The organism is Mesorhizobium sp. M7A.F.Ca.US.005.03.2.1 (genome assembly GCF_003997795.1).
Taxonomy (GTDB): domain Bacteria; phylum Pseudomonadota; class Alphaproteobacteria; order Rhizobiales; family Rhizobiaceae; genus Mesorhizobium; species Mesorhizobium ciceri.
Genome location: NZ_RZRP01000245.1, coordinates 1 through 7,565, shown reverse-complemented (window position 1 = coordinate 7,565; position 7,565 = coordinate 1). Strand labels below are relative to the sequence as shown.

Below are 7,565 nucleotides of genomic sequence, written 5' to 3'. Positions count from 1 at the left end.
GGCGAAGCTGCCAATCTCCCCACTTGAGGGGGAGATGGCCGGCAGGCCAGAGGGGGGCGCTCAAGCTGGAGGTTGGCCAGAAGGGGTCGGCACGACTGGGCTCCAGGCTCGCTTCTTCGCCAACGGCAACTTCTTCACACCCGACCGCAAGGCGCGCTTCATCGCCATCCGTCCCACCACGGAAATCCGCACCAGCCCCGATTATCCGCTGATCCTCAACACCGGCCGGATCCGCGACCATTGGCACACCATGACGCGGACGGGGAAAAGCCCGCGTTTGTCGCAGCATATCGCCGAGCCCTTCGTCGAGATCCACCCGGCGGATGCGCAGCGCTTCGGCATCGGTGACGCCGACATAGCGCGCGTTTCCAGCCCGCGCGGTGATGTGCTGGTGCGCGCGCTGGTGACGGCGCGCCAGCGCCAGGGCAGCCTGTTTGCGCCGATGCACTGGACCGATCAGTTCTCGGCAAAGGGCCGGCTCGACACGCTGACCGCGCCGCTGACCGATCCCATTTCCGGTCAGCCGGCGCTGAAACATGTCGCCGTCCGCATCGAGAAATTCGCGGCAAAGGCCTTTGGCTTTGCGGTGGCTCGGCAGCGGCCGGAGCCTAATACTGCGCCCTACTGGGCCGTGGCCAAGTGCAAGGGCGGCTGGCGGGTCGAGCTTGCCTTTGCCGATGACGACATCGACTGGGCGGGCTTTGCCGGGTCGCTGTTCGGTACGTCATTGGGTGCCGAAATATCAGCTTATCACGACCGCGACGCCGGCCAGCACCGCATCGCCGCCTTCGACGACGACCAACTGTCAGGCGCCTTGTTCGTCGCGCCCGGCCCGGTCGCCGTGTCGCGCGGCTGGGCGGCGGAACAGTTGAGTGCCGATCATGTTGATCGGCGCAGCAGGCTGGCGATCGTGGCCGGGCGGCCGGGCGGGATCGACGTCGATCGCGGCGCCATCGTCTGCTCCTGCTTCGGCGTTGGCGCCAACCAGATCGCGGAAGCGGTACGCCGCGGCTGCGGCAGCGTTGCGGCAATCGGCGCGGCCCTGAATGCCGGCACGAATTGCGGCTCCTGCCGCGCCGAGATCAGGGTCATCATCGACGCACAGAGCCTCCAAGCAGCCGAGTGATCGTCCTGACCAAAGGGGCCTGCGCGACGGTGCTGGTTGGGCTATGGTGGCTCAGGCGTGCTACGTCGCGCACGAATCATCCTCAGTCAGGGTCATCCAATGGCAAATCCTCCGCGCCGACCGACAAATCCGATGGCGGCCGCCGAGGCGGCTTTCAAGCCGATGAAGAGGCCGGCTGCCCCGGTCCGAGAGCCCACGGCCGCTCCAGGCGTCAGAGAGCTTGTTTCGATCCGAATCGACCGCGCCGTGCTGGACCATTTCCAGGAGGATGGACCCGGCTGGCAGGACCGCATCAACGACGCCTTGCGGCGTGTGATAGAAGGCAAGCCGATCGTTACCGGGGGTGATCGTTCAGACGACGAGTAGCGGCTGTTCCAGCCGGCTCACGCTTCGAAGTGCAGGATATAGAGCTTGCGCGTTTTCTCGTGGATCGTCCATTCGCCTTTCCAGCCTTTCGGCAGCACCAGCATTTCGCCCGGACCGACGTCCTCGCTGCGGCCATCGGGACCATGCAGCGAGACCCGGCCTGACACGATGTGGCAGGTTTCGGAATTGGTCTCGCGCGAGGCCGTGAAGCGGCCCGGCGTGCACTCCCAGACGCCGACTTCCAGTGCGCCATCCGGCGAGGTCCACAGCGTCGTCGAGGCTTCGAACTGATCGCCGCTGATCGAGGTCGGCTTGGGCTCAGGCTCGCCGAGGTCGATGGAGGCGAGGTGGGCGAAGGTCTGGAAGTCGGTCATGGCAGTCTCTCAATGTCCTGTGATGCGGTCGGCGATTGCGGCCAGTTTCGACGTGTGCTGGAGGCCGGCTTCCTCGCGCTCGTCGGCGACGCGATAGAGCTGATACATCGAGTGGACGCCGAGCCAGCGCATCGGCTCTGGCTCCCATTTGCTGACCTTTCGGTTGACCCAGGGCAGGCGGGTCAGTTCGGTGTCGCGGCGCAGGATAAGGTCGCGCAGCGTGCGGCCCGAAAGGTTGGAACTCGAGACGCCGAGCCCGACATAGCCGCCGGCCCAGCCGATGCCGGTCTGCGGATCGAGCCCTGCCGTCGTGCACCAGTCGCGCGGCACGCCCAGAACGCCGCACCAGGCGTGGTCGATGCGAAGCCTGGCTGTCTGCGGCAGCAGCCGGGTGAGGATGGCGTGCAGGCTTTCGATCGTCGCCTGCTGCGTCTGGCCGCGTACATCCGTTTGCGAGCCGTAACGATAGGGTACGCCGCGTCCGCCCATGGTGATGCGGCCTTCCCTGGTGCGCTGCGCATAGCAATAAGCGTGCGCGGAGTCGCCCAGAAGCTCATGGCCCTCCCAGCCGATCTCGTCCCACAGTAATTGCGGCAGCGGCTCGGTGATGATCTGCGCGCTGTTGAGCGGCAGCCAGAGCCGTTCATTGCCTGGTATGCCGGCCGTGAACCCTTCCGTGGCACGGATGATGATCGGCGCGCGCACGGTGCCGCGGTTCGTCGTGACCTTGCCCTTCTCGATGCCGGTCACGGTGGTCTGCTCGTAGATCGGCACACCGAGCCGCTCGACGGCTTCGGACAGGCCGCGCACCAGCTTGGCCGGCTGCACACGCGCGGTGCCGTGGTGGATATAACCGCCAAGCACATTCCTGATGTTGATGCGGGCCTTGGCCTCTGCCTGGCCGATCAGGCTGACACGCTCGCTCGGCACGCTCCAGCCGATCGCATCGGCATAGGCGGCGTTGATCCGTTCGAGCTGCGGCGGGTTCGTCGCCACCGTTAGATTGTCGACGCGGCGGATGTCGGCATCGATGCCTTCGGCTTCGGTCACCTTGATCACTTCGTCGACCGTGCCATGCATGGCCGTTTCCATGTCGATGACAGCGCCGCGCGTCGAGGTCTGCAGATATTTCTCGCGCGACCAGCTGAAGCCGCCGGACAACCAGCCGCCATTGCGGCCCGACGCGCCGAAGCCGGCGAACTCCCGCTCGACGATGGCGATGCGGATCGATGGATCGGCCTTCTTCAGGTAATAAGCCGTCCACAGGCCGGTGTAGCCGGCGCCGACGATGCAGACATCGGCTTCGAGATCGCCCGGAAGCGGCGCGCGATAGGCCGGCAGGCCGATGTCGGCATACCAGAACGAGACGTTGCCGTTGACTTTGGCGTCCATGTCTAAAAATCCTGCGGGGAAAGAGCGATCAGGTCATCGTCATGTCGGCGCGATCGTCGTCGGCAAGAAGTTTTGCATCGACGACCGACCAGCGCAGATCGACCGTGTCACCAATCGAGAACGGTGTGGCTTCCAGCGACGAGCGTACGATGGCGACCGAGCCGTCGCGCAACGTCACCTGGTATTTCGAGCCGGAGCCCAGATAGATCGCCTCGCTGACTTGACCGGTGAGGCTGTTCTGCCCGGCGGCGGGAGGCGTGTTGGTGCCGGCAAGCAAAAGCTTCTCCGGCCGCAGCAGGACCACCGGTTTGCGGCCGCTGGCGAGCTTGCCGTTGGCCACGATCTTCTGGCCGGCGATCGTCAGGCTGGTCTCGCTTCCGGACGTCTGGGCGGTGCCACGCAAACTGGTCGATTCGCCGATGAACTTGGCCACGAACAGGGTCGTTGGCTCGTCGTAGAGCTGGCGGCCGGTTCCGACCTGTTCGATGCGGCCCTGATTGAAGACGGCGATGCGGTCGGACAGGACCAGCGCCTCTTCCTGGTCGTGCGTCACATAGACGAAGGTGGTGCCGAGTTCGCGGTGGATGCGCTTGATCTCCAGCTGCAGCCATTCGCGCAGTTTCTTGTCGAGCGCGCCGAGCGGTTCGTCCATCAACAGCAGCGGCGGATCGAAGACGATGGCGCGCGCCAGCGCCACGCGCTGCTGCTGGCCGCCGGAAAGTTCGGAGGGATAGCGATGCGCGAAGTCGGCCATCTTGACCATGTCCAGCGCGCGCACGACGAGACGGTCGCGCGCCTGCTTGTCCATGCCGCGCAAGGTGAGGGGATAGGCGACGTTCTTGCCGACCGTCATATGCGGAAACAGCGCGTAGTGCTGGAAGACAACGCCGATGTTGCGCTTGTGGGCCGGCAGGGCGACGATGCTTTTGCCGCCAACGGCGAGGTCGCCGGAGGTGAGGTCGGTGAAGCCCGCGACGACGTTGAGCGTCGTGGTCTTGCCCGAGCCGCTGGGGCCGAGCAGCGTCATGAACTCGCCCGGCTCGATATGCAGGCTGACATCGTCGAGTGCGGTGAAATTGCCGTAGCGCTTGGTTGCGCACTTGATGTCGATGGCCGCGCCGCGTTTCCTCGCAGTCATCTCAACTCCTCGTCGATTTCGAGCTGATGATCAGCCCGGCGCTGATGATCAGCGTCGTGGCAATGAAGATGATGGTTCCGACGGCCGTCACCGTCGGATCGGCGTCGCGGGTGATGCTGGTGAAGATCTGCACCGGCAAGGTCTTCAGGTAGGGACTGGTGATGAACAGCGCGACGATGATCTCATCGAAGGAGGTGACGAAGGCAAACAAAAGCCCGGACAGGATGCCGGGCGCGATCAGCGGCAAGGTCACGGTGCGGAATGTGGTGAAGCGGTTGGCGCCGAGACTTGCCGCCGCCGTCTCCAGCCGCGCGTCGAAGACTTCGAGGCTTGCCGACACGGCGATGATGACGAAGGGGATCGCCAGCATCGTATGTGCGATGACGAAGCCGGTGGTGGTGCCGACGAGCTGGTAGTCGAGATAGACGGCGTAGATGCCGATGGCCAGCACCACGCCGGGCACGATCATCGGCGTGATCAGGATGGCGCGCAGCAGGCCGGCGCCGGAATGTTTCATGCGGCTGAGGCCGAGCGACGCCAGCGTGCCGATCAGCGTGGCGGCGACGGCGACGAGGCCCGCGACCCTCAGCGAATTGAAGAAGCTCGACAGCCAATCGGGGTTGGTGAAGAAATTCTCGTACCATTGCCAGGAGAAGCCGGACGGCGGGAAAGCGAGCGACTTCTTCTCGTTGAATGACATCGGGATGATGACCAGCGTCGGCATCACCAGCCAGACGGCGACCAGCAGGCAGAACAGACCGAGCAGAAGGCGGGATGGTGCCAGTCTCATGATCTGGACGCCTGCTTGTGGCGCTGGCGCATCAGCGGGGCGGCGAGCGCTAGAAGCACGAAGGTCGCGACCAGCAGCACGACGCCCATGGCGCCGCCGCGGCCCCAGTTGAGCAGGCTGAGCACCTGGCTCTGCACCAGCGTCGACAGCATGGTGCTGCGCGGGCCGCCGAGCAGGGCAGGCGTGATGTAGAAGCCGAGCGACAGGATGAAGACGATGATGGCGCCGGCGAAAACGCCGGGCAGCGACAGCGGCAGATAGATTTGCAGGAAGGCGCGTGCCGGGCGCGCACCAAGGCTGCGCGCCGCCTGCACGAGGCGCAGATCGATGCCGCGCATGACCGAATAGAGCGGCAGGATCATGAACGGCAGCAGCACCTGCGCCATGCCGATGACGACGCCGGTCTGCGTGCGGATCAGCTTCACGCCGTCAAAGCCGAGCAGCCTGATGACCGAATTGATGATGCCGGAATCCTGCAGCAGGATGACCCAGGCCAGGGTGCGCACCACGCCGCTGACCCAGAACGGCACCAAAACGCACAGGATGAGGACCAGCCGCAGGCGCGGTCCGACCGCCGTCATGAGATAGGCATAGGGGTAGGCGGCGATGACGCAAACGATGGTGACCCAGGCTGCGATGGAAAAGGTGCGCCACAGGACGGTGACATTCACCGGGGTGGAAAAGAACCAGACATAGTTCTGCAAGCCCCAAGATGGGTCCGAGAAGCTGCGCAGCGTGACGGTCAGCAAGGGATAGCCCATCGCGGCGATGAGCAAAGCCAAGGCGGGCATCGCCAGCAGCGAAGGATAGGCAGCAAGGCGCGGGCGCCGCTGCGGCGCCCGCACGGCACCTGGCGGCCGAGGATGATCACCCCCGGCCGTCGGCGTATGCGATGTCTGGCTCACGCCGTCACCTCAGCGGTAGCCGGCTCAGTTGCCGGCCATCAGCGCTGTCCACTTGTCGGACGCGGCGGCGAAGTTGGCGACCCAGAACTTGATGTTCTGCTGATAGCCGAGCTTGGCGTGGTCCGGCGTGTTGGTCAGAAAGGCGGCGACGGATGCGTCGACCTTCGGCTGTGCCTCGTTGTTGATCGGCGAGTAGGAGGTCTGCTCGGTCAGGATCTCCTGCGACTTCTTGCCGAGATAGGCGTTGATCAGCGCGTAGGAAGCGTCGGTGTCCTTGGCGCCGACCGGGATGGTCAGCTGGTCCATGACGACCAGCCAGTCCTTCCACACCGGCGTGTAGGCAGCGCCGTTCTTGACCGCCGTCATGGCGCGGCCGGTCCACATGATGATCATGTCGGCCTCGCCGGATTCGGCGAGCTGCTGGGATTCTGCGCCCGTCTTCCAGAAGATCGTGTCGGGACCGATCGCCTTGATCTTGGCGATGCCCTTGTCGATATCGGCCGGCGTCATGGCGTCGACCTTGCCGCCGTCTGCCAGGATGGCCTGTTCGATCAGGCCGCCGAGCGGGCTGCCGCTGCCGTCGATGGCGCGGGTGCCGGGAAATTTCGCGGTGTCGAAGAAGTCCTTCCAGTCCTTCGGCGGATTGTCCTTGTACGTGTCGTTCTTGTACATCAGGACCATGCCGTAGTTCATCGCCGGCACGCTGCACTCGCCGACCTGTCCGGGCGGGATGTGCGAGATGTCGAGCTTGGTCAAATCCAGCTTCTGGAACAGTTTTCCGCAATGCACGAAGGGCGGAAAATCGTCCGTATCGACGACATCCCAGGTCACATTGCCTGATTCGACCTGCGCCTGGAGCTTGGCGATTTCGGTCGGCCCATCATTCAAAAGCTTGACGCCGCTCTTGTCGACGAATTCCTTGAGGGCGGCGACCTGGCCGTCCTGGTAGATGCCGCCATAGGAGACGAAGGTCAGCGTCTTTCCCTTCAGCGAGCCGTCCACCACGGTCCCGGCCGGCGGCGCGTTCTGCGCGTGAGCGGCGGCCGCAAGCAAGGCCAGTGCGGCGGCGCCGACGAACCCGGCCAATCTTGATCTGCTTCCCATTTTCTAACCCTCCGATGGCTCGCTGTTTGATTTTGGTAGGCCGGGCGCGAGCGTTTTCCGGGCTACATATTGGTCGAGGTCGACGGCGCCGCTGGTCGGCGGCGCAATGATCCACAGCACTTCGGCCACCGTATCGCCGACATTGATCGTCCGGTGGGGCGTCGAGGTCGAATATTCGATGCTATCGCCCTCTTCGAGGGTGAAGCTCTCCTCGCCGAGCGTCAGTTGCACGCGTCCGCGCAGCACGAGGAACATCTCGCTCGCGTTGCCGTGCGTGTAGGGCACGTCGCCGGTCGAGCCGCCGACGGCGAACTCGCCGCAATAGACTTCCATCTCGCGGATCGGCCGGCGCGACAGCAGCGTCTTGCGG

9 protein-coding genes are annotated in these 7,565 nt (G+C 64.8%); 2 read left to right on the top strand and 7 right to left on the bottom strand.

What is annotated here, in order from left to right:
- Together EN991_RS15575 and EN991_RS15570 are read left to right on the top strand one after the other, a co-directional pair.
- Positions 1-1,126: molybdopterin dinucleotide binding domain-containing protein (locus tag EN991_RS15575; RefSeq protein ID WP_245460977.1), on the top strand; the 1,126-nt coding region annotated here is incomplete at its 5' end.
- 99 nt (positions 1,127-1,225) lie between these two features.
- On the top strand, positions 1,226-1,492 hold the full coding sequence (locus EN991_RS15570) for a BrnA antitoxin family protein (RefSeq protein WP_013530463.1): 267 nt from the start codon (positions 1,226-1,228) through the stop codon (positions 1,490-1,492).
- A 17-nt stretch (positions 1,493-1,509) separates the two neighbouring features.
- On the opposite strand, the gene EN991_RS15565 is transcribed toward EN991_RS15570, so the two are convergent.
- The 7 genes from EN991_RS15565 to EN991_RS15535 all read right to left on the bottom strand — a co-directional run.
- Entirely contained in the window at positions 1,510-1,866 is a 357-nt protein-coding gene (locus EN991_RS15565) for a cupin domain-containing protein (protein WP_013530464.1), read from the bottom strand.
- 9 nt (positions 1,867-1,875) lie between these two features.
- Complete coding sequence (locus EN991_RS15560) at positions 1,876-3,258, bottom strand: FAD-binding oxidoreductase (RefSeq protein WP_013530465.1); 1,383 nt, start codon at positions 3,256-3,258, stop codon at positions 1,876-1,878.
- 28 nt (positions 3,259-3,286) lie between these two features.
- The gene (locus EN991_RS15555; RefSeq protein ID WP_127369073.1) at positions 3,287-4,396 is read right to left on the bottom strand and encodes an ABC transporter ATP-binding protein; all 1,110 of its coding nucleotides are present in this window, start codon (positions 4,394-4,396) and stop codon (positions 3,287-3,289) included.
- Position 4,397: 1 nt separating this feature from the next.
- Entirely contained in the window at positions 4,398-5,186 is a 789-nt protein-coding gene (locus EN991_RS15550) for an ABC transporter permease (protein WP_027160917.1), read from the bottom strand.
- A complete protein-coding gene (locus tag EN991_RS15545; RefSeq protein ID WP_027160916.1) occupies positions 5,183-6,091 on the bottom strand; it encodes an ABC transporter permease in 909 nt (302 codons plus the stop codon). The genes EN991_RS15550 and EN991_RS15545 overlap by 4 nt, the downstream gene beginning before the upstream one ends.
- A 24-nt stretch (positions 6,092-6,115) precedes the next feature.
- The gene (locus EN991_RS15540) at positions 6,116-7,195 is read right to left on the bottom strand and encodes an extracellular solute-binding protein (RefSeq protein ID WP_023809407.1); all 1,080 of its coding nucleotides are present in this window, start codon (positions 7,193-7,195) and stop codon (positions 6,116-6,118) included.
- Between the two features lie 3 nt (positions 7,196-7,198).
- The coding region (locus EN991_RS15535; RefSeq protein WP_164769096.1) for a cupin domain-containing protein at positions 7,199-7,565 on the bottom strand (367 nt) is incomplete at its 5' end.